The sequence below is a fragment of the Paraburkholderia elongata genome (genome assembly GCF_013177735.1).
Lineage (GTDB): Bacteria > Pseudomonadota > Gammaproteobacteria > Burkholderiales > Burkholderiaceae > Paraburkholderia > Paraburkholderia elongata.
This window is the reverse complement of record NZ_WOEZ01000191.1, coordinates 1-23,479: the sequence shown is the minus strand read 5'-3', so window position 1 is coordinate 23,479 and position 23,479 is coordinate 1. Positions and strand designations below refer to the sequence as shown.

The 23,479-nt window shown below is 63.1% G+C and carries 17 protein-coding genes; 10 read left to right on the top strand and 7 right to left on the bottom strand.

All coding sequences use genetic code 11. From position 1 onward, the window contains the following. Nucleotides 1-62: 62 nt before the first annotated feature. From GNZ13_RS33535 to scpB, 3 genes are all read left to right on the top strand, one after another. On the top strand, nt 63-1,391 hold the full coding sequence (locus GNZ13_RS33535; protein ID WP_172172554.1) for an MFS transporter: 1,329 nt from the start codon (nt 63-65) through the stop codon (nt 1,389-1,391). 175 nt (nt 1,392-1,566) lie between these two features. Continuing rightward, nucleotides 1,567-2,826, top strand: coding sequence for a CaiB/BaiF CoA transferase family protein (locus tag GNZ13_RS33530; RefSeq protein WP_172172552.1), 1,260 nt, complete (start codon nt 1,567-1,569; stop codon nt 2,824-2,826). An 84-nt stretch (nt 2,827-2,910) separates the two neighbouring features. Beyond that, complete coding sequence (gene scpB / locus GNZ13_RS33525) at nt 2,911-3,711, top strand: methylmalonyl-CoA decarboxylase (RefSeq protein WP_172172550.1); 801 nt, start codon at nt 2,911-2,913, stop codon at nt 3,709-3,711. Between the two features lie 521 nt (nt 3,712-4,232). Here the strand turns inward: scpB and GNZ13_RS33520 are convergent. Next, nucleotides 4,233-5,663, bottom strand: a complete 1,431-nt coding sequence (locus tag GNZ13_RS33520) for an MFS transporter (RefSeq protein WP_172172548.1) — start codon at nt 5,661-5,663, stop codon at nt 4,233-4,235. Nucleotides 5,664-5,791: 128 nt separating this feature from the next. Here GNZ13_RS33520 and GNZ13_RS33515 point away from each other — a divergent pair, with 128 nt between their 5' ends. The 4 genes from GNZ13_RS33515 to GNZ13_RS33500 all read left to right on the top strand — a co-directional run bounded on the left by GNZ13_RS33515 (nt 5,792) and on the right by GNZ13_RS33500 (nt 10,211). Then, a complete protein-coding gene (locus GNZ13_RS33515) occupies nt 5,792-6,661 on the top strand; it encodes a LysR family transcriptional regulator (RefSeq protein WP_328807340.1) in 870 nt (289 codons plus the stop codon). A 235-nt stretch (nt 6,662-6,896) separates the two neighbouring features. Continuing rightward, on the top strand, nt 6,897-9,080 hold the full coding sequence (locus tag GNZ13_RS33510; protein ID WP_172172544.1) for an NHL repeat-containing protein: 2,184 nt from the start codon (nt 6,897-6,899) through the stop codon (nt 9,078-9,080). 157 nt (nt 9,081-9,237) lie between these two features. Further along, nucleotides 9,238-9,495, top strand: coding sequence for a hypothetical protein (locus GNZ13_RS33505; RefSeq protein ID WP_172172542.1), 258 nt, complete (start codon nt 9,238-9,240; stop codon nt 9,493-9,495). A 116-nt stretch (nt 9,496-9,611) separates the two neighbouring features. After that, on the top strand, nt 9,612-10,211 hold the full coding sequence (locus GNZ13_RS33500; RefSeq protein WP_172172540.1) for a LysE family translocator: 600 nt from the start codon (nt 9,612-9,614) through the stop codon (nt 10,209-10,211). Between the two features lie 22 nt (nt 10,212-10,233). Here GNZ13_RS33500 and GNZ13_RS33495 read toward each other — a convergent pair whose 3' ends face one another. From GNZ13_RS33495 to GNZ13_RS33475, 5 genes are all read right to left on the bottom strand, one after another. Then, on the bottom strand, nt 10,234-11,457 hold the full coding sequence (locus GNZ13_RS33495; RefSeq protein WP_172172538.1) for a winged helix-turn-helix domain-containing protein: 1,224 nt from the start codon (nt 11,455-11,457) through the stop codon (nt 10,234-10,236). A gap of 165 nt (nt 11,458-11,622) precedes the next feature. Next, nucleotides 11,623-11,901 (bottom strand): hypothetical protein, encoded by a 279-nt coding sequence (locus GNZ13_RS33490; RefSeq protein WP_172172536.1) that lies wholly within the window; start codon nt 11,899-11,901, stop codon nt 11,623-11,625. Between the two features lie 233 nt (nt 11,902-12,134). Then, the gene (locus tag GNZ13_RS33485) at nt 12,135-13,847 is read right to left on the bottom strand and encodes an FAD-dependent oxidoreductase (protein WP_172172534.1); all 1,713 of its coding nucleotides are present in this window, start codon (nt 13,845-13,847) and stop codon (nt 12,135-12,137) included. 93 nt (nt 13,848-13,940) lie between these two features. Further along, entirely contained in the window at nt 13,941-14,933 is a 993-nt protein-coding gene (locus GNZ13_RS33480) for a DedA family protein/thiosulfate sulfurtransferase GlpE (RefSeq protein WP_172172532.1), read from the bottom strand. A 349-nt stretch (nt 14,934-15,282) separates the two neighbouring features. Beyond that, complete coding sequence (locus GNZ13_RS33475; protein WP_007178686.1) at nt 15,283-15,534, bottom strand: hypothetical protein; 252 nt, start codon at nt 15,532-15,534, stop codon at nt 15,283-15,285. A 613-nt stretch (nt 15,535-16,147) separates the two neighbouring features. Here GNZ13_RS33475 and GNZ13_RS33470 point away from each other — a divergent pair. Continuing rightward, nucleotides 16,148-19,693, top strand: coding sequence for an ATP-binding protein (locus GNZ13_RS33470; protein WP_172172530.1), 3,546 nt, complete (start codon nt 16,148-16,150; stop codon nt 19,691-19,693). 84 nt (nt 19,694-19,777) lie between these two features. Here the strand turns inward: GNZ13_RS33470 and GNZ13_RS33465 are convergent, their stop codons facing one another. Continuing rightward, a complete protein-coding gene (locus GNZ13_RS33465; protein ID WP_172172528.1) occupies nt 19,778-21,178 on the bottom strand; it encodes a GntP family permease in 1,401 nt (466 codons plus the stop codon). A 311-nt stretch (nt 21,179-21,489) separates the two neighbouring features. Between GNZ13_RS33465 and GNZ13_RS33460 the strand changes: the two genes are divergently transcribed. Then, entirely contained in the window at nt 21,490-22,968 is a 1,479-nt protein-coding gene (locus GNZ13_RS33460; RefSeq protein ID WP_172172526.1) for a sigma-54 interaction domain-containing protein, read from the top strand. Between the two features lie 87 nt (nt 22,969-23,055). Continuing rightward, nucleotides 23,056-23,322 (top strand): hypothetical protein, encoded by a 267-nt coding sequence (locus tag GNZ13_RS33455; protein ID WP_172172524.1) that lies wholly within the window; start codon nt 23,056-23,058, stop codon nt 23,320-23,322. Nucleotides 23,323-23,479: the final 157 nt, after the last annotated feature.

The following is a 23,479-nucleotide window of genomic DNA, read 5'->3' as shown; positions in this document are numbered from 1 at the left end:
CCCAGCCTGAGCTGTCCGGTGCCGCTTCAAAACGGCCGGCGTCTGCCGGCCTGGAGACAAGAATGTCCAAAGCGATCGCTGCATCGACACCCGGGTTCAAGCTCCGGCGCACGCCCCTCACCCGCGAGCAGATCGGCGGCTTCTGGGCGGTTTACTCGGGGTGGGTGCTGGACGGCGTGGATTCCGTGATCTACGCGCTGGTGCTGATTCCGGCGCTCACCGAGTTGCTGCCCAACTCCGGTATTGCGGCGACGCCGGGCAATCTCGGCATGTATGGCTCGATCCTGTTTGCGCTGTTTCTGATCGGCTGGGGACTGTCGTTCATCTGGGGGCCGCTTGCAGACCGCTTCGGGCGGGTCAAGACGCTGGCCGCGAGCATTCTGATCTATTCAGTATTCACCGGCGCCGCGGCATTCGCGCACAACGTCTGGGAGCTGGCCGCGTTCCGGCTGATTGCCGGCATCGGCGTGGGCGGCGAATGGGCGCTGGCCGGCACCTATGTCGCCGAGAGCTGGCCGGAAGATCGCCGCAAGATGGGCGCGGGCTATCTGCAGACTGGTTATTACGTCGGATTCTTCCTTGCCGCCTTGCTGAACTATACGGTTGGCGCGACGTACGGCTGGCGCGCCATGTTCCTGTGCGGTCTCGCTCCGGCGTTGCTGGCGATTTTCACGGTGCTCAGGGTGAAGGAGCCGGGTCAGTGGCGCAAGGCCGCTCATGGCGTCGGTCAGACGAACGCCGTAGCGGTGTCCAAGCGTCGGCCGCTGATGGAGATATTCGCGCCGGCTTATCGGCGTCGCACGTTGACGAGTGCGAGCCTGGTGGGCGTCGCGATCATCGGCTTGTGGGCCGGGTCGGTCTACGAAGCGAGTGCGGTAGTGACGCTGGCGATGCGTGCCGGCATCGACCGAGTCGGCGCTGTGCACCTTGCTTCGATCGGGGCGGCGGTGCTGTCGGTCGGGACGATCCTCGGATGTCTGGCGGCGCCGTGGCTGGCGGAACGACTCGGGCGCCGCGTCGCGCTCGGCGCGTACTTCGCTGGCATGGCGGTGTCGATCGTGTTTGCCTTCGGCTGGGTCTTCTATCTGCCGAACGGACTCAACCTGTTCATGGTGTCGCTGCTGTTTCTCGGCTTCTTCGGCGGCAATTTCGCGATCTTTTCGCTGTGGCTGCCTGAGCAATATCCGACGCGGATACGCGCTACCGCGTTTGCCTTCAATGCGTCGGTGGGCCGCCTGCTCGGCGCCGGTGTGAACTTCCTGCTGGCTGCCGCGATTCATTGGCAGGGTTCGCTCGGGTTGCCGATTGCGTGGACCGCGGTGGCCTTTGTGATTGGCCTGCTGATCTTGCCGTTTGCTGTCGAGACCCGTCATCAGACGTTGCCGGAATAGCGCCTCCTGGAGCGCATCGCTCGCGCTATCCGGGCCGGTGCTCAGACGCCGCCGGAAGAGCGCCTCGTCGAGTGCATCGCTCGCGTTATCCGCACCCGTCCTCGGACACTGCGGGCATAGCGCAAGCGCATCACTCAGGCTGTCCGCAACCGTCATCAATTCGCTGGAGAACTGAATGCAAGCGTTACAAGGAATCAAGGTCGTCGAACTGAGCCGTGCGCTGTCGGGGCCGTTCTGCTCGATGGTGCTGGCCGATCTCGGCGCGGACGTCATCAAGGTCGAACCGGGTCCGGGCGGCGACATGAGCCGAACCTGGGGGCCGTTCGACCGGGGCGTGAGTACCTACTATCTCTCCTGCAACCGCAACAAGCGCGGCGTGTGCATCGACTTTCGCAACCCGGAAGGACTGGCCGCGATCCACCGTCTGATCGACGATGCCGACGTGGTGATCGAGAACTTCAAGCCTGGCACCATCGACAGCATGGGGCTCGGCTATGACGTCCTCAGCGCGCGCAATCCGAGGCTGGTGATGGGCAGCATCAACGCGTTCGGCGCCGATGGTCCGATGAGCGGCTGGCCGGGTTTCGACCAGATCGCGCAAGGTTATTCCGGCCTGATGAGCCTGACCGGTTTCGCCGATGGCGACCCCACGCGCACCGGCACGGCGATCGGCGATCTGAGTTCGGGCATGTGGCTCGCGATGGCGATACTGTCCGCGTTATTGGAGCGCGAGCGAACCGGGCGCGGCCAGCATGTGAGCACGTCGTTGCTCGCGAGTCTGGTGGGGTTGCTGAGCGTGCATGGCCAGCGCTATCTGAGCCTTGGCGATATTCCGCGCCGCACCGGTAATGCGCATTCGGTGATTGCACCGTATGGCGTATACGAAACCGCCGACGGCCCGCTCAATATCGCGCCGATCACGTCAGACATGTGGCTGCGCTTGTGCCAACTGCTCGATTTGCCCGCGTTGCCGGACGATCCGCGCTTCGCGACCAACGAAGCCCGCGTCGCGCATCGCGATGAATTGAAGGCTGTGTTGGAGGCGCGTTTGAAGACGCGCAGCAAACGGGAGTGGACAGAATTTTTCATCGGAGTGGGGTTGCCCGCTGGTCCGATCAATACGTTGGACGAAGTGTTCGCCGATCCGCAAGTGAAGCATTGCCGATTGGTGGAAACGGTCGACCATCCGACGCTCGGAGCGCTGCGTCAGGTCGTGACGCCGGTGTCTGGCGCCACGGGAGCGGATGGGGCTTCGCATCACATCAGCCGTTATGCGCCGCCGGGCCTTGGTGAACATACTGTCGATGTATTGCGCGAGGCGGGTTTCGATGAGGGCTCGATTGCAGCGCTGCTTGCCGCGAAAGCGGTGCGTCAACAGGGTGACTATCTGTCGCCGGAGAAGGTATCGGAACGCGTGGCAGGGGCTACGCAATGAGTCTGACGCAAAACTTGGATCATCCGATGGAAGTCGCGCAATGAACAGGTCACCAACTTTGGAACATGCTGCAGAGGTCACACGATGAACACACCGAACGCATCGCCGTTTATGGTAACGGTCGATATTGTGGATGAACGGATCGCACGTTTGACGTTCAGTCATCCTACGCGCCGGAATGCGCTGAGCGCGGAGCTGTTGCATGCGCTTGACTCGCACCTTATCGACCTTGCCGCGCAGCGGATACCGGTCGTGATACTAGGGAGCGGCGTTGGGCAGGAAGTTTGGAGCGCGGGCCACGACCTTGGAGAGTTGGTGGACGACCGCGATCCGATTGCCTACGGCAAGCCGTTGGAGCAGGTGTTGCGTCGCGTACGTGCTTACCCGGGCGTGGTGATCGCGATGGTGTCGGGTTCCGCGTGGGGCGGCGCCGTCGATCTGGCGATGAGTTGCGACCTCGTTGTCGCCGACGATAGTGCGCGGTTTGCGATGACGCCGGCGAACATTGGCTTGCCCTATACGACGAGCGGCCTGCTGCGTTTCTTCAACAACTTGCCGATTCACGTATTGAAGGAAATGTTCTTCAGCGCGCAGCCGCTCGATGCCGCACGCGCCGAGCGTTTCGGCGTGATCAACCGCCTGGTCGAAAGCGGCAAGCTGGAAGCAACGACGCTTGAAATGGCGCGCGGAATCGCAAGCAAGGCGCCCCTTGCGATCCAGGCCGTGAAGGAACAACTACGGATACTTGAAGACTTGCAACCCATGCCGGTGCAGGCGATGGAACAGATTGCCGAGCTACGTCGGCAGGCATGCGAAAGCGCGGATTTTAGTGAGGGGCTGGCTGCGTTTTCGGGGAGGCGGCCACCGGTGTTTAAAGGCGAGTGAACGAGGCGTTTGCCGGAGTCCGTGAGGATGTTTGGGGCGGGCGGTTCAAGGAACGGTGATTTCCTGAGCGATCGCGTCTGCACCGACGGCGTTAAAGGTGAGTCTTTCCGGGAGCAAGAAAATAAGCGAAAGACACCACCGGTGAGCTTTTCCGGGAACGAAAAAAGCGTGGAGCGCGGAACTGCAAGTGTCTCGCCGGGCAACCCGCATGCGGCGAAAAAGACTGCGGGATGGTTTTATGAAGTACCCTTCGGCGCGCGTAGCGCCGCCGGAAGAATGACACCTTTGTCACTCACGCCGAATGTGCGAGAACACAGATTCCAGATGCACCACTACCGCAACTGCGCGAGGGACCCGCTTAAGAATTAGCGGTGTGAGCCGCTTTCTTTGCTTACTTTCTTTGCGGCGGCAAAGAAAGTAAGTGCCCGCCCCGCACAGGGGCGACACTAATAGACCACTAAGAAATCAAGGAAAGGCCAACGCCGCAGGCAAACAGACGAACAAGCACCAAGCAAAAAAACTCAACTCACCCGCCGTCCTTCATTCCACCCCGGCGCAAAGGCCGCACAAGCCGCCAAACCCGCCGCACCGGCATAAGTCACAAGCCCCATCGCAGCAACCCACCACAACGCCACCGACACATGCGGCGCCACAATCGTCGCCGCCCCTGCCATCGCGACGCCAACCAAGCCTCCTGCCTGCCGCAAGGCATTCAACAACCCCGAGGCCACGCCGGCCAACTCACCAGGCACCTGTTCCAGCACCGTCGAAATCATCGGCGGCACCGACAATGCCGTACCGCCGCCGAACATCACCATCGCTGCATACGTGACGACCCACGGCGCGCGCCATTCCAGACTCATTGCCATCGCCGGCACGGCAACGGCGGCCAGTACGAGGCCGGTCGTCATAAATTGCGTCGCCGTGAAGCGTCCATGCAACTTGCCCACCAGCACATTGCCAAGCGACAGACTGCCGGCCAGCGGCAACAACGTGAGACCGATCTGCCGCGCGTTGAAGGCGAACTCGCCGTGCAGATACAGGCTCAACTCAAACAACAATCCGAAGTAACCGACATAGACGAGCGTCCCCATCGCATTCATCGTCACGAACATGCGGTTTCTGAACCACTCGACCGGCACGATCGGATGATGTGCGTGCCGCTCGACGGCGACGAGCGTCAGCGCTGCCAGCACGGCGAGCAGCGCCGCGCCCCACACCTCGCGGGCAGCGATTCCGCGCGACGGCAATTCGATCGCCGCATAGCAGAGCGCCCCGAGCGCGACGATGCTCGCCAACTGCCCACGCCAATCGAAATGGCGGCCGACGCTGCGCGTCGAGTGACGCACGACGGCCCATGCGCCGGCGAACGCAACCAGCCCAGTCGGCACGTTGATCAGAAACGCGCTGCGCCAGCCGAACCCTTGCACGAGGAGGCCGCCAAGCACCGGCCCAATTGCCGCCGCTATCGAAGCAATCCCTGCCCACGCCGCGATGGCACGCCCACGTTCGACGGGGTCGTCGAAGGTGCCGCGCACGATGGCGAGCGACGCCGGCAGGAACAGCGCCGCACCGCTGCCCTGAACGAAACGCGCGGCGACCAGCGCGCCGACATTCGGCGCCAGCCCGCAAGCCGCCGACGCCACGACGAACAACGCAAGTCCCCACAGATACACTGCCTTCGCACCGAAGCGGTCAGACGCGACGCCGCCCGCAAGGATCAGCGCGGCGAAACTCAGCGTGTATGCATCGACGATCCACGCGAGACCGCCCACGGACGCGCCCAGGCTGACGTGCATCGCGGGCAGGGCGACGTTGACGATGGTGGTGTCGAGCACGGCCATGAACATGCCGCTCGCCACCAGCGCGAGCGTCAGCCGCCGACGCCTGGCGGACCGCTCGGTGTCGGCAAGCTCGGTGGACAGCGGTTGTTCAGCGGCGCATTCGGTCATCGTGCGTTCCTTGGACTAGATCTGCAGTTGAATAGATCGACGAAGTCTAGTCACATACGCGAATGCAATAAAGCAGTGATTTCGCATGTGTATGATGCAAAAATGCATCACGGATAACGCAGCCAATGATCAACTGGGACAACGCACGATTTTTTCTCGCCGTGGCGCGCACGGGGACGCTGCGCGGCGCGGCGGCACAACTCGATGTCGATCAGGCGACGGTCGGCCGGCGAATCGCCGCGCTCGAAGAAACGCTTTCGGCGACGCTGTTTCTGCGCACCCCCGCCTTGTTCGTGCTGACGCCGGCCGGCGAGGCGTTGCTCGGGGCGGCCGAGACGATGGAGCAGGCGGCGTTGTCGATCGAACGGCGGATTGCCGGACTCGACGACCGACTGGCGGGCACGATCCGCGTCGCCACCACCGATTCGCTCGGCAAACACTTCGTGATGCCGGCCATCGCCAAAGTACGGCGTGCGCATCCGGGCATCGAGATCGTCTGCGTGACGTCCGCTCAGATCACCAATCTGACGCGGCGTGAAGCGGACGTGGCGATCCGCACGCTGCGGCCCGATGCGCCGGATCTGATCGCGCGCAAGCTCGCGCAACTGGAGGTCGGTATTTACGCGTCGCGCGAATACATTGCCGCACGCGGCGAGCCGCGCGACGGCGAGGCGTTCGACGGTCACGATCTGCTGATGTATCAACAGCCGGCCTCGCCGTCGATGTGGGCGGCTTTGTGCGGCGAGCCGACTTCGCGTGGGCGTCTCGTGTTCCAGACGCAATCTACGGCGATGCTGTTCGAAGCGGCCCTTGCAGGATTTGGTATCGCCGAGCTTCCGCGTTTTCGTGCCGATTACGAACCGGAGCTGGTGCGCGTGATGCCGCATCGAACGGAGCCATTCAATGTCTGGGCGGTCGCGCACGCCGATCTGTACAAGACCGCGCGGATGCAGGTGCTGATTGCGGCGGTGGCGGAGGCATTCGCGCAGGCGCGTTGAGACGCACTAGCTAGTGCACGCCAACGCGTATTGCCGCGCATGTTTATGCGCTTCGAATGGTTTGGAGGATCGACTACTTACCGCGAATTTTTTGCGAATTAATTTCCGCCTTTTCTATGCGAGGATAAAAAGCCAACGTTCACGTATGCGCGATAGTTAATCGGTCCGCATACACGCGATAGCGCGCCGGACACGCCGGCCGCGCGCGCTTCGCACCTCGCAAGGAAATACCGTCGTGAAATTTTCCTCTCGCCTTGGCGTGGCTGTTCTTGTCGTTCACAGTCTTCTTCCGCTCAACGCATCCGCGCAATCGCAACTGACCTACACCACGTCCTGGATCGGCAATAGCTTTGGCTTTGGCGATGGCAAATGGATGCAACAGGACATCCAGGCGATCAGCGTCGGCGCCGATGGCACCGTTTACACCAATGCCCCCTGGGACGAAAGCGGTAGCGAAATCGCCGCCTATCGTGCGGGTGACAAGATCGCCGTGGCCGGCTCGACGCATGGCTGGGGCGCAGCGGGCGGCGATGCGGTCGCGACGAACCATAGCTACCTGTACGCGGCAATGTCGATCGGCAATGAGAGCAACGGACTGGTCGGCGCGGACTATCCGCCAGCGAACCAGACCTGGTATGGCATCACGCGCCGCACGCTCGCCAATCTGGCGACGGGCGCGCCGTTCAGCGGCGGCATCGGCAATAGCGCCAATGCGACGAAGAACAGCTTTCTGGTGCTCGACACGGTGACGACCGGCACCGACGCAGGCATTCGCGGCATGGCCGCCACGGATACCGAACTGTATGTGGCCGATACCTACGGCAACCGGATCGTTGTGCTGGACGCGAATTCGATGCAGCGCTTGCGCTCGTGGAATGTGACGTCGCCGGGACGCATTGCGGTGGATACGGATTCGACACTGTGGGTGATGAGCGGTATCTCATCGGGAAACCTAAGCATTATTCACTGTGCCGCTGACGGCACCGCACTCCCGGGCACGTTGACGTTGCCCGCCGGCACGGTGCCTACCGACATCGCGATCACGCCCGCGGGACAGATCCTCGTCGCCGACAACGGACCGTCGCAGCAGATCCTCGTCTACAACAAGGGCGCTAGCGGTCAGCCGCAGGCTGCTGCGTCGATCGGCACACGCAGCGGCATCTTCCATGTGGTCAAGGGCGTGCCGGGCAACTGGCGCTTCAACGGCATCACGGGTATCGGTGTCGATCCGGCTGGCAATCTGTACGTCGCGCAGAACGGGGAAGGGCCGCGGCCGCTCGGCTCGGCGTCGGTCGGCCAAGGTGCGGTGCTCGAGAGCTATGTGTACAGCACGCATGCACTCAACTGGCGCCTGTACGGGCTGACTTTCGTCGATAGTGCCGCGTTCGATCCGGCAACGCCGAATTCCGTGTACACCGGCTCGAAGCGATTCACGCTCGATTACAGCCAACCGGTCGGCCATGAGTGGTCGTATGCGGGCTTCACGCTCGACCGCTTCGACTATCCCGACGACCCCACCTTTCACGAGCCGCGCGGTGTGCGCGGTGAGCCGATGGTGCGGCGAATCAACGGCCAGCGGTTTCTCTACACGCTCGATCCGGGCGCGCATTATCTGAATGTCTATCGCTTCGACGCGGCGCATGGAGAAATGGCGATTCCGTCCGGCTTGCTGGCGGAAAATCCGCTACCGGGCGCGTGGCCCGCGGCGCAACCCACCTATGGCGAATGGCTGTGGCGCGACAGCAATGGCAACGGCACCGTCGACGCGAGCGAGATCACCGGCAATCCGTCGACGGGCAGCACGGTCGGCAACGGTTTCTGGTGGGTCGATACGCCGGGCAACGTGTGGCTCGCCACGCCGACGAGCGGAATCCGCGGGATGCCGTTGCAGGGTCTCGACTCGGCCGGCAATCCGATCTACACGTACGCGAGCTCGAAGATGTTCGCGATGCCGCCGCCGTTCACGCGGATTGTGCGGATCGTCTACGTCGCCGAGACCGACACGATGTACGTATCGGGCTTTACGAGCGCCATTCCATGGGATTCGACGCATTGGAAAGAGGCCGGCCCGGTGCTCGCGCGCTATGACAACTGGAGCTCGGGCACACCGACGCAGCAATACACGGTCTCATTGCCATGGAACACGCAGACCAATCCGCAGACGACGACGGTCGGCGTCGCGGTAGCGGGTAATTACGTCTTCATCGCTGAGTTGTACACCGCGAAGGTGGACGTGTATGACGCGCGCACCGGGCAGGCGGTCGGCTATATGACGCCGGGTGCGAGCGTCGGCAACACCACCGGCTGGGTGGATGTTTATCTCGGCATCAGCGCGGTGCAGCGCGGCAATGGCGAATACGTCGTTCTGCTGGAAGACGACGCGCGCGCGAAAATCCTGATGTATCGATGGACGCCTTAACGTGGATGACGTGGATCGCGCTGAGTCTGATCACGAATGGACGGCAGCGCACGATCGGTATATAACAACGTGAAAGGATGGCTTTGTTCACCGACGCATGGGACCGGAGTAAGTGCTAAAGCGCTAACTCCGGATCGACAAGGAGAGACGTTTCATCATGACGCAAGACGTAACACCTAAGCCGCCCACGGGCGACCGCCCCGACCTGGAAAACCTCGATGCCGCGCTCAGTCACGTGAACCAGCAGGTATCGTCCGGCAGCATTGCTTCGGGTGCCGCAAAGGGCATTCTGTATAGCCTGATCGAAACGCTCGGCGCGTTCGTCGGCGATCCCGATCTGCCGGAGCACGCACGTTCGGGCTATGAAGGGCTGCTGGAAGCCGCTCGCGAATTGCGCGCGAAGCTGGAACACTGAAGGCTGTGGTGCGCCGCCTGCAGGCGGCGTGCTTCGCATCGCCATCGCCACCGCATTTCGGCGGCGCGGTTCTCTGTGATAAAAAGGCGCCTTGTTTCCAACATTGCGCCTTTTTTATGCTTTCCTCGTCTGCTATCGCGTTGCTGGCTGTCGGTATTATCGTCGTACTGATTACGCCGGGCCCGACCAATACGCTGCTTGCGGCGGCCGGTTTGCGCCAGGGCGTGCGGCGTTCGTTGCCGCTGATCGCCGCCGAACTGGCCGGCTATCTCGTGTCGATTTCAGTGTGGGGACATTTTCTCGCGCAAGCCGCGCACGCATTGCCGTGGTTGCCGTCGCTGCTACGCGTGGCGGCCGGCGTGTACATCGCGTATCTCGCTGTCGATATGTGGCGCGCGGCGGTGGCCTTGCCCGATTCGACGCAGCGGGCGAGCGGCACGCGCACGCTATTCGTGGCCACGCTGCTCAACCCGAAAGGCCTGTTGTTCGCCGGCACGATCTTTCCCGCCGTCGCGTTCGCACATGTTCCCGCCTATGCCATGGCGATGCTGATGTTCGCCTGCCTGCTGGTGCCGATCGCACTTGCGTGGATCGCATTCGGCGCGGCGCTTGGCAGCGGCAAACTGACCTGGCTGAATCCGGTGAAGATGCAGCGCGGCGCGTCGATCGTGCTGGGCGTGTTTTCCTTGTCGCTCGCGTGGGCGGCGCTGCATTAAGACCGCGTCTTGTGCCACGCGCTCATGCTTCCATCCTGCTGTCTACGCTCAACGCCTCGAGCCATTCCGGCGGCGCGGATGCGATTTCCAGTTGTGGCGTGCCGTGCCAGTCCGCACAGCGCTGTAGAGCGCGGCGCAGGTCACCCGCAAGCCTCGCGCTGAGTCGCACGCCGGGTTCGATGTGCAGCGATTTCAGTTCGAACACGCCGCTGGTCCGATGCGCTTTCGCATCCACGCGGCCCACCAGGCGCCCCCGGCTCAAAAGCGGCAACACGAAGTAGCCGTATTTGCGCTTCGCAGCCGGTGTATAGCATTCGATCGCATAGTCGAAGTCGAAGAGCGCGGCAGCGCGCTTGCGGTCCCACACCACCGGATCGAACGGCGACAGCACCGTGGTGACGGTTGAAACGAGCTTGCCGGTCGCCGCGTCGTCGATCAACGGCGCGAATTCATGATGGACGAAAGTGTCCTGCTTCCAGCCTTCCACTTGCACCGGGATCAGCTCACCCTGATCGGCGAGCGCACGCAGGTCGTCGCGATAGGGACGGCGCGGCAGCCGGTAGTAATCGGCGGCCCAATCGGCGCGTACGACGCCGAGCGCGCGGCAGGTCCGCCGCAACGCTTCCTCGGCGACGGTTTCCAGCGGCGGCAGGTCGCGCGCGTCGTCCCAGCCTGGTAACACGCGTTCGGTCAGATCGTAGACACGATGAAAATTGCGCCGCTCGGCCACCATCAGTTGCCCGATCGCGAACAGCACTTCCAGGTGGCGCTTCTCCGGCTTCCAGTCCCACCAGCCGTTGCCCTTGCCCGCCTCGCGGGCGAAGTCCGCTGAACGTACGGGACCCGTCGCACGGATATGCGCGAGCAGTTTGTCGATGTCCTTGCGATGCTTCTTGTGCCACTCAGCCGCGTATTTCCAGCCCATGTCGCTCGGGTCGAGCATGCGGTGTCGCAGCAGGCCGTAGTCTTCGGTCGGAACGAAACAGGCTTCATGCGACCAGTATTCGAACAGCTTGCCCTCGGCGAGATGCTCGTCGAGCCATTGCTGCGGATACGCGCCGAGCCGGCTGAACAGCACGAGATACGGACTGCGCGCGACGACGTGAATCGTGTCGATCTGCAATTGCGCCATGCGGCGGATCGCGTCGAGCACGTCGGCTTTGACGGCCTTGCGGCGCGGCGGCGTCAGCAAACCTTGCGCGGCCAGATGCAGAGTGCGTGCGGCGGATAGCGAAAGAGTCTTCACGCGGGCGTCGGTCACGAGCGTTGGTCAATGAGTGACTGCGATGGGAGCGGACGCGAGGTCCGGCCTGGTTCAGCAGCCGCTACTGTAGCGCGAATAAGGCAGACGAATCGGCGTGGGGCACGACCGGAACATGGCACCGTGGAAGGCAAGGCGGCCGAAGGGACATTACCAGTCGCGCCTGTGGTGCTTATCCCAGCCGCGGTGGCGGCCATTGTCATGGCGCTCGCGATACCCGCGGTAGTAATCGCCGCGATACCCATAGCCATACACCGGTTGCACAGGCGCATAGACGACCGGCGGGGGCGCATAAACCACAGGCGGCGGTGCATAAAAAGGGCCGGGCGTATTGACGAACACGCCGACGTCCACCCGGGCCGAGGCAGAGGTCGATGCGCAGGCGGCGGCAAGGCCGAAGGCGGCGAAAACAATCGCGCGTTGGATCATGCTTGTCTCCGGTGTCGACCAGAGTTGGCGCTTTAGCTGTCGACCAGAGTTAGCGCTTTAGCTGTCGACCAGAGTTCGCGCTTCAGCGCGATTACTCTGGTCCCATGCAAGATTGCGGTCGAAAGAGTCAGCCATTCGCTGTCGAATGGCTGACGGCAATCTTGCGAGACAGAAAGCAAAGCAGGTGCAACCAGTTGAAGGCGTGTGTAACAGCAGATTACCCGGGAGCCCGCTCAGGCCCCCAACGCGACCGCTTCTCCCGCCGATACCGCCAGCAGCTGATGGATCTGCGCGACTACAGCTGCGCCTTCTCCGACTGCCGCCGCGACGCGTTTCGTCGACCCGGCGCGCGCGTCGCCGATCGCATACACGCCCTCGACAGTCGTAGCGAGATCGCAGACGGATGCGCCATCCACGCCGGTGCCGGTCAGCACGAAGCCCTTGTCGTCCAGCGCCACGCCGCAGGTGCGCAGCCAGTCGGTATTCGGATCCGCGCCGGTGAAAAGGAACAGGTGCCGCGTATCGAAGCTTTCGGTGCCGTCCGGCAGCGGCTTCTTCAACGAGACCGACGCCAGTCCGATTTCGTCCGCCTCGAGCCGGCCAATTTCCGAATTCGGATGCACGAACACATTCGGCAGCGAGCGGATCCGGTCGATCAGATAGCGCGACATGGTGGCTTCAAAACTGCTTCGGCGGATCAGAACATGGACCTTGGCCGCGTGCGTCGCCAGATAGACGATCGCCTGGCCCGCCGAATTGCCGCCGCCCACGATGACGATCTCCTGGCGCTTGCACAGCTTGGCCTCGACCGGCGACGCCCAGTAGTAGACGCCGCGCCCATCGAAGCGGTCGAGCCCTTCGATCGCAGGGCGCCGATAGACCGCGCCGCTCGCGATCACGATGGTGCGGGAGGTGATCTTGCCGCCGCACTTGAGCTCCAGCCGATACGGCGACTCCGCGCAATGCAGCGCCTTCACATGGACCGGAATCCCGACGTGCGCGCCGAATTTCTGCGCCTGCACGAACGCGCGGCCTGCCAGCGCCTGACCGGAGATGCCGGTCGGAAAGCCGAGATAGTTTTCGATCCGCGAACTGGCGCCCGCCTGGCCGCCCGGCGCGCGGCTGTCGAGCACAATGACCGAGAGGCCTTCGGACGCCGCGTACACGGCGGTGGCGAGGCCGGCCGGTCCCGCGCCGACAATCGCAACATCGTACACATGCGAATCGTCGAGATCGGGCAGCAAGCCGAGGCAAGTGGCGAGTTCCGGCATGCTCGGATGACGCAGCACCGAGCCGTCCGGGCAGATCACCAGCGGCATGTCTTCTTCCTGCGCGGCGAATTGCTCGATCAGACGCAGCGCGTCTTCGTCGCGTTCGTCGATGACCGAGTGAGGATGACCGTTACGCGACAGGAAGCCTTGCAACATCACGAGCCTGGCGTCCCTGCTGTTGCCGATCAGGATCGGGCCGCCCGCGCCCTTTTCGATCAGCGCAACGCGCCGCAGGATCAGCGCGCGCATGATGCGCTCGCCCAGTTCGGCCTCGGCGACAATCAGCGCGCGCAGCTTGTCCGGCGGAATCAGCAAAGCGTCGACCGAGTTGACGGCCATGCCGTTGACCAGCGCGGGCCGCCCGGACAACTGACCGACTTCAGCGAGAAACTGCTTGGCGCCATGTTCTGCAATCACCACTTCGCGCCCGATGCCATCGCGCTGATAAACCTTCACGCGCCCATTCAACACGACGAACATGCCTGGGCCGGTGCGGCCGGTCTCGAACAGCAGCTCACCGGCTTCCCAGTGGCCCACTTCGCCGAACCGGCGCAGACGATCGATTTCTGCGCACGTGAGTTCGGGGAACATCTGATGCATGCGCGTCGAGAGCGACGAAAACGGCGCGTCGGCGACGACGGTTTGTTGCCCTTCTGCTTCTTGAGTCGACAGCATTGAACCGCTCCTTCTGTGTTCATCCTGATTGATCGACACGGGGGGCGAAGCGGCGCGGGCGCGCGAGGGCGCCGATGTGAATGCGCTGCTGCGCTACACGGCCTTCGGCGCGATATCGTCGACCGCCACGTCGGGCGGCGACATGCCGGACAGCGCGTCCACCACTTTGCCCGAGTCGCGCCAGGCTTCCATGCCGCCGCGCAACGGCAGCACGTCGGCGAAGCCGGCTTCGTTCATCTGTTTGGCCATCCATGCCGCCGAGATTTCATTTGGGCACGAACAGTAAATCACCACCTTCTGATCGTGCGGGTACGTCGCGACGATCTCGTCGAGCTGCCGCTCGTCGGCGAATTGCGAGCCCGGAATCACGAACGGGTCGAGCGCGCGCTTCTCCTGCGAGCGGATATCGAACACTACCGGCGCCTTGCCGGCCGCGACCAGCGCCGCCAGCTCGTCGACGTCGATTCGCTGGGTCGCGAGCTTGGAAATCAGCTGGCGACGGCGAATCCAGCGATAGGCCGCATACAGCAGCAGCAACGCGACGGCCACCAGCGCGGCCGTGCGGCCCAGGCGTCCGGCCATGGCGAACAGCATGTCGATTTGCCGGGCGAACAGCGCACCGATGATCAAACCGGTACCCGACCACAACGCGGCGCCGATACTGTCGTACGTGAGAAACGTGCGATAGCGCGCGCCCATTGCGCCGGCCATCGGAATCGACACGATCGACAGGCCCGGCACGAACTTTGCCACTGCCAGCACGCGCACGCCCCAGCGGCCAAAAAAGCGTTCGGTCTTTTTTACACAGGTGTCGCGCGACAGCGAAAGACGGCAGATCGTTTTCAGCGTGTTGCCGCCGTATATACGGCCGGCGAGATACCAGGCGCTATCGCCGATCAACGTGGCGAATATCGACAACACAAGGACCGGCATCAGTTGCGTGCCCACTGACCCGGGATGCATGGCCGCCATCGCGCCGAACAGCACGAGCGACGGCATCGCCGGCACCGGCAGCCCGAGCGAGGCGGCCAGCACGTTCGCGAAGACGAGTGCTGGTCCATATTGCTCGACGAGATCATGTAGCATCGGCTTACATCCGCAGCCCTTTCGAGCACGGCGCAGGTAGGGAAAACAAAGGAGTATGTAAGGATTATGGACGTATTTTCAAGACGTGCAAACGCCCGGGAAATAGGCCCGCTATTCGGATCTTAAAAGCGCGACTGCGGCATACCCGGCGGACTAAAAGCGCGGATTGGAAGCGCTCATGGAACAAAGCGGAATTGATGAAGCTTTTCGCGCGGCAAACTAGTGGCGAATAAGGCGAATAAAACCCTACGGACGCCCGCAGGCTGTCCTGCAGTACGCAAACCCAAGCTGGCGCTGCAGAGGCCGTGCACGGCATTCGCGCGTGAGCGTGATACCGTGCGCAGCAGCTTTACTGGCGATGATTGTGCTGTTCGCCCGGTAACTCCGCGCCATGCGCGCGAATCGCCGCAATCAGTTCGGCAGGCGTGATTTCGTAGCGCACTTCGCGGTGAATGCCTGGCTTGCGCTCATCGACCTCGATCAGAAGAATGCCTTTGCCGTCTTCTGTCGATTCGAGGCGCAGCGAGCGGAGTTCGCGCGCCGTTGCGTCGTCGTATTCAGTGAGCAGGGCCATTGACCCGGAGGACCCGGTAGTGCGCATCGAGGTTGTCCTTGTTCCGTTGTTGATCGAACCATTGTACGGGCACGTGAGCGCGGCGCCCGACTGTGATAACCAGTTTAACGCGACTCCCCGCAACGACGGCTGCATTTTTCGTGCCCCGTGGCGGTGCAGCCCTTCTCCCCGGCTGTCACGGTGCTGACGCGCGCTTCGGTTACGGACGAGCGCAACGAGAGCACGAGGCGGCAAAAAAATAGCCCGTCCTTGAAAGGGCGGGCTGCTAAACGCCGTTGTTACTCGGGTCAGCCAGCCCGTGCAACTAATTGGGCGCTGACGTTCGCATCGTGATGCGTCAATTGTCGGCTGTCGAGGTGGGAGTAACGCCGATCTATCAGATCAATGTCGATTCTTCCTGCTCGACGTCGTGCGCAGCGTTGCGCCTAAATTCTGGCGCTGCCTTATGCGCCGGATCCAGCGCCGCTTTGTGCGTGGTTGCCTTCATGCGTTCCGAGTAGCCGTGAAAATCAGTGCCGGATGCTTCGCGTGCTATCTGCAAAAGCGCTAAACTGCGCCGATTAAAGGGCTGCAGACGTGTTCCGTGCTCCACTGAGCCGCAGCGGTCTGTGTGCGCGAACCACGCTAACTTTGCCAGCCGATGCAGAAGATCCTCGACCGTACTCAGGAATCACTGGCGCACGCATTCGCGTCGCTGGCCCATAGCGCGAAGCGTCAACAACGGTTGTACCTCGCGACGATCGCTTCGCTGATGTTGATCGTGGTGATCTTTGCGCTGCTGCTTGCCGTCCTTGCCGCGGACAAGCAACTCGAATACCGGCGAACGTTCGCGTCCCAGAGCGCCGCCGACATCTCGCGGCTCCTGCATCGGCAGGAATCGTTTATGCGGCGTGCCGAATTTACGCTCGACTACTATCACGACACCGACAACGTACTGCGCGTGCCTGCAAGCGTCGAGGATGCGGTGCGCCTGAGCGGCGTTGCGCGCGGTACGGTGCAAAGGGTCGACGCGCAATTCGACTTGCTGGTCGGCGACGCCACGCGCGCGGCATGGGGGCCGCAATTCGGCACGAACCTGTGGCGTATCTATGAAGCCGCGCAGTCGACCCTAGTGACCCAGCAGTCGTTCGAGCTACCGCAACGGGCGATCCTGCTCGGGCTGACCGAAGACTATGCCGCGATCCTGCCTTCGCTCGCTCAACCGGTCGCTAATTCAGGCGCCGATCGCGGCGTCGCGGCTGCGCCGCCTTTGCAACCGGCGATCGTGAGCACGTTGCGCGAGACCCTCGAACAGCAACTGCAGGCGCAAATCGGCAAGCGCGTGCCCGGCAAGGGCGGGCGGATCTGGCTCGGCCCATATCGCGATCCGCTGCAAGGCGTGCCGGTGATCTCCGCGGTGAGCGCTTACTATGCCGGCGATACGCCAACCACCCTGATCGCGATGAGCATTCCGCTTGACGGGCTGTTAGCGCGTCTCGCGCGGCCTGACCGCGAGGGAACGCTGTTGCTGATGACGGCGGACCGTCATGTGATCGTGTCGTCGCCGTCCGTCGATGCGCCGACTGCAGCCATGCTGCAAGACGCAGTCGCGCATACGCCATCCGATGCATACCGTTACACCCGCGATGGCGTGATTCTGAGCGAGCCGTTGATGTCCGGCTTCGGCTCGCTGGTCAGCTATCTGTCGTGGCGCGAGCTGATGGCCGCGCTCGGTTGGCAACTGGCCGCGCTCGCCGGCCTCGCGCTGCTGGTCCTGGCGGGGATCGCGCTGGCGGCGCGGTTCTGGGGGCTGCGCCTGATCCGCAGCACCTTCGCGGAAACGTCGCGCGCACTGGAAAGCGAAACCATCAACCACGTCCTGGTCAGTGCGACGCCGGTCGGTTTGTGCATTGTCCGGCAGAGCGACTATTCGATCATCATCGCCAACGCATTGGCCGACGAGTTGCTGCACATCGAAGCCGGCCGCAGCCGCTTGCCGTCGCATATCGTCGACGAGATTCGCGCGCAGGCGCCGGATGAGCCTTCGATTACCGCATTCGCCAGGATCGCCGCTTTTGTTGCGCCTGCGCAGCCGCAAGCGCAATCACAGCCACAACCGCCATCACAACCGGCGCCCGACGAAAGCGCCTCGCCGCATGCGCAGTTTCTACAGTTCACCTACGCGCCGGCACGTTACGCCGACGAGGATGTGCTGTTCTGCGCGATCCTCGATGTCACCGCGCAACATGCGCTCGAACAACAATTGCGGCTCGCACAGCAGACCGCCGAGATCACGATGCGGGCTCGCTCGAATTTCTTCGCATCGATGAGCCACGAAATCCGTACGCCACTGAACGCGCTGCTTGGCAACCTCGAATTGTTCGCCCGTACACCGGGGCTCGAAGCGCACGCGCAACGACTCACGGCGTTGAATGTCGCGGCCGATGCGCTGCGCCACATCGTCAATGACATTCTCGACTTTTCGAAGATCGATGCCGGCGAGATGAAGCTCGTGAGCGAGTCGTTCCGTCCGCTCGACGATTTCGAGAATATCGCGCTGTCCTACGCGCCCATGACGGCGGATCGCGCTATTCGCTTCTATGCGCATCTGTCGCCGACGCTCGATCAGGTGCTGCGTGGCGACCGCACGCGCATCGCGCAGATCGTCAACAACCTGCTGAGCAACGCGTTCAAATTCACCTCGTGCGGCAAGATCACGCTGAATGCCGAAGTGAAGGACGATCTGCAAGGCCGCCCGATTCTGATCTGCCGGGTCTGCGATTCGGGGATCGGCATGGATCAGGCGCTGGTGGCGCGCATCTTCAGTCCGTTCGTGCAGGGCGAAGCGAGCACGTCGAGCCGCTATGGCGGCACCGGCCTCGGCTTGTCGATCTGCGCGCGGCTGTGCGAGCTGATGGGCGGCCATATTTCGGTCGAGAGCGTGCTGGGTGTCGGCAGCGCGTTCAGCGCTTCGATCCCGCTCGCCCTGCCCCCGGATGAGTTGCGCGAGCCGGTCGTCGAACCGGCGCGCCGCGGCAACGTGCTGGTGGTGTCGCAGGAACGCGAGTCAGGGCAGATCCTCGACAGCGGCTTGCACCGGGTAGGGTGGACTGTTCACACGGTCGTGTCGATGCGCAGCGCAGAAGCGTGGTTGCGCGTGAACCGGCCGGAGGCGATGGTGGTCACCGGCGAATACGATCTCGAAGCGATTGCAGCGTTGCGTGCGGTGCGCCCGGCCGGAGTGGTGTGGATCACGCGCACCGGACCCCATCGTCCCACTGCGTGTGGCGACGGCGTGCTCGAAGTGACGGAGTTCAGCCGCAAGGCGATTCTGGCTGCGATCGATCTCGCGGCCACGGGTGCCGCCGATGCCGTAGCGACGTTGTCGGCCCCCGCCGCATTGCCACTTCCCGAAGCCGATCCGGCCTTGCAAGGCTTGACGGTGCTGGTCGCCGAAGACAATCCGCTGATCCAAACCTTGATCGTCGAGCAACTCGATGCGCTAGGCTGCCTGCCGACGATTGCCGGCGACGGGCGTCAAGCGCTGGCGGCATTCGAGCAGGGGCATTTCGAAGTGGTGCTGACCGATATCCACATGCCGGTCATGGATGGATACGCGTTGCTGGCGGCACTGCGTAAAGCGCATGCGGACTTACCGGTGCTGGCTTTTAGCGCGGTGACCGACAACCAGCAGCAGGAAGGCTGGCGCGAGCGAGGCTTTACCGGGTATGTCGCGAAACCGGCGTCGCTGGGTGAGTTGGAGGCGGCGCTGCTCGCGGTGACGTCCGCGAAGCCGCAGCTTGCGCCGGTACCGGCGGCAGCAGCGACGCCGGCATCGGCAACAGGCGCGCAGACGGCTGCGGCGACCTCGGCGGCGGCTGGCGCAGCCACCGACCCGGCGAACACGCTCAGCGCGGACGACAAGTTGCGTTTCACGGCCATGCTCAAGGAGCATCTTCAAAACGATCTGCCGAGGCTGCTGGCGATTGTCGAACAGGAAGACCGGGAAGCATTGGGCGGCTGGGCGCATAGCGCGGCCGGCGGGTTCCTTGTCGTGCAGGAGCAGCGATTCGCACAGCAATGCCGCGAACTGCAACGGCTATGCGAGAACGGCGAACGTTGGACGACCGAGATGGACGAACGTGCGATCTCGCTGCACGAGGCGATATGCGATCACTTTGGGCTGGATGAAGCGTCGATGCATTGATTGTCTCGCATGACGCCCCACACGAGACCCAAGCTCAACGCCCCGATCGATTCGGCACGTTGAGCCAGTCAGCGAATCGGTCGATCAAACCAACCCGGTCAAGTAATACACGGCGATCACAAAGAAAACCGCCAACGTCTTGATCACCGTCACCGCAAAGATATCGCGGTACGACTGACGGTGCGTCAAACCCGTCACCGCCAGCAGCGTGATCACGGCTCCGTTATGCGGCAGCGTGTCCATCCCGCCGCTCGCCATCGCAACGACCCGGTGCAACACTTCCATCGGAATATGCGCCGCTTCCGCGCCCTTGATGAACGTGTCGGACATGGCCGCGAGCGCGATGCTCATACCCCCCGATGCCGAACCCGTGATACCCGCAAGCGAGCTCACCGAAACCGCGGCATTGACGAGCGGATTCGGAATGCTCTTCAGCGCGTCGCCGACCACCAGGAAGCCCGGCAAAGCCGCGATCACACCGCCGAAGCCATACTCCGACGCGGTATTCAACGAAGCCAGCAGTGCGCCCGCCACCGCCGCCTTGGTGCCGACCGCGAAGCGTTCGCGCACACGGCCGAACGCCGTCACCACGACCATCATGATACCGAGCAGCAGCGCGCCTTCAACGGACCAGATCGCGACGACGCTTTTGATTGCCGTCGTGACCGGCGCATGGATGCCCGGCAGGATGTCCGGTGCGATGGTGTACGACGCGCCGTACCAGTTCGGAATCGAGCGGGTCAGCAGGAAGTTCGCCACGCCGACCAGCACCAGCGGCGCAACGGCCAGCAGCGGATGCGGCAGTTGCTTCGATTCGACGCGCTCCGGCTCGTTGACGAGATCCGTGCCATAGCCTTCGCCGGTTGCCATCGCCGCGCGGCGGCGCCATTCCAGATACGTGAGGCCGACCACGATGATGAACAGCGAGCCGGTTACACCAAGCGCGGGCGCGGCCCAGGACGTCGTCTTGAAGAAGGTGGTCGGGATGATGTTCTGGATCTGCGGCGTGCCCGGCAGCGAATCCATTGTGAACGAGAACGCGCCGAGCGCGATCGCGCCAGGCATCAAGCGTTTCGGAATATTGCTCTGGCGGTACAGCTCGGCCGCGAACGGATACACGGCGAACACCACCACGAACAGCGATACGCCGCCATAGGTGAGCAGTGCGCACACCGCGACGATCACCGCATTGGCGCGTGAGCGGCCAATATAGCGAATAGCCGCGGCCACGATCGACTCCGAGAAACCGGACAGTTCGATGACCTTGCCGAACACCGCGCCCAGCAGAAACACGGGGAAGTAGAGCTTCACGAAGCCGACCATCTTCTCCATGAAGATGCCGGAGAACACCGGTGCGACGGCGCCCGGATCGGTCAGCAGCACCGCGCCGAGGGCGGCGATCGGCGCGAACAGAATGACGCTGTAGCCGCGATACGCGGCAAACATCAGAAACGCCAGCGCGGCGAGGACGATGACAAAGGACATTGAGTCTCCAAAGCTTGGTTGTTCTACGTGTACGCCGTCCCGATGAGTGCGACGGCCCGGCGCCCGCAAACGCAGGTTCCATGCCATGCGCGCTGCAGTGGCCTGCCCGTTGATTTCACAGGCGAAGTTCGAAACGTGATGCGGCCGATTGTACCCAAATGTCTCGAAAACGGGACGAAAATCATATGAACATAGACCGAATTGAGGTTAAACCCTTATGTGGTGAGCTTGCTGGCGATCTCGTCGATGAGATAAGCTGTCTACGATATGAGACAAGCATAAATAGAACGATAGCCGGAGACAGCGACACCATGATGAACGACTGGGCGGGCCTTCCTGCCACCTACGGCGACGTACTCCGCCGCGCGATGGATTCGCTCTTCCGTACCTTCGAAAACTTCAGCGAAGGCACGTTCATCGTCGACGCCCAAGCACGCGTCGTCTGGATCAACAAGCGCTACGCCGCGCGCTTTGGTTTTTCGGACCCGCAGCAGGCGATTGGTCGGGATTGCGAGGAGGTGATTCCCAACAGCCTGATGCGCGAGGTCGTGAACACCGGCAAACCGATTCTGCTCGACATCCTCGAAACGGACCGCGAGCCGCTTGTCGTGACGCGGCTGCCGCTGAAAGACGATGCGGGTGAAACGGTCGGAGCGGTGGGTTTCGCGTTGTTCGACGAACTGAAGGCGCTCACGCCGCTTTTTTCCCACTACTCGCGGGTGCAGGAAGAATTGATCGCGACCCGTCAATCGCTCGCACAGGCAAGACGGGCGAAGTACACGTTCGGCAGTTTTGTCGGCACGAGCGCGGCCAGTCTCGAGGTGAAGCGCCAGGCGCGCCGCGCCGCGCAACTCGAGTCACCGGTGCTATTGCTCGGCGAAACCGGCACGGGCAAGGAACTGCTGGCGCATGCCATTCACGGCGGTTCGGCGCGGGCGAATCAGCCGCTCGTGACTGTCAACGTCGCGGCGATTCCGGACACCTTGCTCGAAGTCGAATTCTTCGGCGCAGCGCCCGGCGCCTATACCGGCGCCGACCGGAAGGGGCGGGTCGGCAAGTTCGAACTCGCGAACGGCGGCACGCTGTTTCTCGACGAAATCGGCGACATGCCGCTGCCTTTGCAGGGCAAGCTGTTGCGCGTGCTGCAGGACAAGGAGTTCGAGCCGCTTGGCTCGAACCGGATCGTGCGCGCGGATGTGCGGATTATTGCCGCGACCTCGGCCGATTTGCCGGCGCTTGTCGCCGCAGGGCGTTTCCGCGCGGATCTGTTCTATCGGCTGAACGTGTTGACGATCCAGGCGCCGGCACTTCGCGAGCGTTCGTCCGATATCGAGGCGCTTGCCTACGCCATGCTCGAGGACCTGTCGACGCAAGCACGCGGCGCCAGTCACTTCGAATTGCAGGACGACGCGTTGCGGCTGCTGTGTTCGTATGGGTGGCCCGGCAATGTGCGCGAGCTGCGCAACACGCTGGAGCGGGCGGTGATGCTTTCGGACAGCGAGCGAATCGATGCGCGTGCGCTGGCGCCGTTCATCGGTCCGGCTCATGGCGGCCATCGTCCGCACGTATCCATGGTCTCTGAAGCGCACACTTCAGATGCGGCTTCGGGGGCGACCTCTGGGGCGACCGAAGCGACGTCGTGGAGCGACGCCATGGCCGCGTTCGAAAAACGCTACCTTGGCGACGCCTTGCGCGCCAACGGCGGTCGCGTGATCGAGACGGCCATGCAGATCGGCATGGGCCGCGCGACGCTCTATAAGAAGATCGCGGCATACGGCATCGAAGTGTGACCAAGTCCGGCGGCATCGAGTGACGCAGCGCAATTGCCGCGTGGCACAATCGCGTGATCGAAAAACAAGATGTGATCGGGGTTTCTAATGAAACGCAGTCTCTCCTCTTTCGCGCGCCGGGCCTGTGCCGCGCTGGCGCTTCCCGCAATCGCGGTGCTGAGCGGTTGCAGCAGCAGCGCACCGCTGTTTCTGTCGGACGGCCGCCCGACTACGCTGGTTCAGTGTCCAGCAGGCTCCGACTCCTGCTCACAGCAGGCAAACGCGGCTTGCGGCGGCGCTTTCGACGTCGTGCGCCAGTCCCGCGACAACGGCACGCTCAGTCTGATATACGCCTGCCGCGCGAAATCGAAATGACGTTACGCCAGCCAACGGCTGGCGTAACGGGATTGATAATCATTGAAAGGCCTCCTGGCCGCCCCAAGGAGGGGGGCGGCCAGGGTCTAGAGTTGGGATGCAACGCCCAACCGACCCGTTCAGGAGGCTGAAATGAAGTTTAGTGGCATTGATCTGC

Excerpts from the sequence above, each read along its gene's own strand:
- GNZ13_RS33535 (WP_172172554.1), top strand. The coding sequence starts at position 63 with ATGTCCAAAGCGATCGCTGCATCGACACCCGGGTTCAAGCTCCGGCGC.
- GNZ13_RS33530 (WP_172172552.1), top strand. The coding sequence starts at position 1,567 with ATGCAAGCGTTACAAGGAATCAAGGTCGTCGAACTGAGCCGTGCGCTG.
- scpB (WP_172172550.1), top strand. The coding sequence starts at position 2,911 with ATGAACACACCGAACGCATCGCCGTTTATGGTAACGGTCGATATTGTG.
- GNZ13_RS33520 (WP_172172548.1), bottom strand. The coding sequence starts at position 5,663 with ATGACCGAATGCGCCGCTGAACAACCGCTGTCCACCGAGCTTGCCGAC.
- GNZ13_RS33505 (WP_172172542.1), top strand. The coding sequence starts at position 9,238 with ATGACGCAAGACGTAACACCTAAGCCGCCCACGGGCGACCGCCCCGAC.
- GNZ13_RS33500 (WP_172172540.1), top strand. The coding sequence starts at position 9,612 with ATGCTTTCCTCGTCTGCTATCGCGTTGCTGGCTGTCGGTATTATCGTC.
- GNZ13_RS33490 (WP_172172536.1), bottom strand. The coding sequence starts at position 11,901 with ATGATCCAACGCGCGATTGTTTTCGCCGCCTTCGGCCTTGCCGCCGCC.
- GNZ13_RS33485 (WP_172172534.1), bottom strand. The coding sequence starts at position 13,847 with ATGCTGTCGACTCAAGAAGCAGAAGGGCAACAAACCGTCGTCGCCGAC.
- GNZ13_RS33480 (WP_172172532.1), bottom strand. The coding sequence starts at position 14,933 with ATGCTACATGATCTCGTCGAGCAATATGGACCAGCACTCGTCTTCGCG.
- GNZ13_RS33475 (WP_007178686.1), bottom strand. The coding sequence starts at position 15,534 with ATGCGCACTACCGGGTCCTCCGGGTCAATGGCCCTGCTCACTGAATAC.
- GNZ13_RS33470 (WP_172172530.1), top strand. The coding sequence starts at position 16,148 with ATGCAGAAGATCCTCGACCGTACTCAGGAATCACTGGCGCACGCATTC.
- GNZ13_RS33465 (WP_172172528.1), bottom strand. The coding sequence starts at position 21,178 with ATGTCCTTTGTCATCGTCCTCGCCGCGCTGGCGTTTCTGATGTTTGCC.
- GNZ13_RS33460 (WP_172172526.1), top strand. The coding sequence starts at position 21,490 with ATGATGAACGACTGGGCGGGCCTTCCTGCCACCTACGGCGACGTACTC.
- GNZ13_RS33455 (WP_172172524.1), top strand. The coding sequence starts at position 23,056 with ATGAAACGCAGTCTCTCCTCTTTCGCGCGCCGGGCCTGTGCCGCGCTG.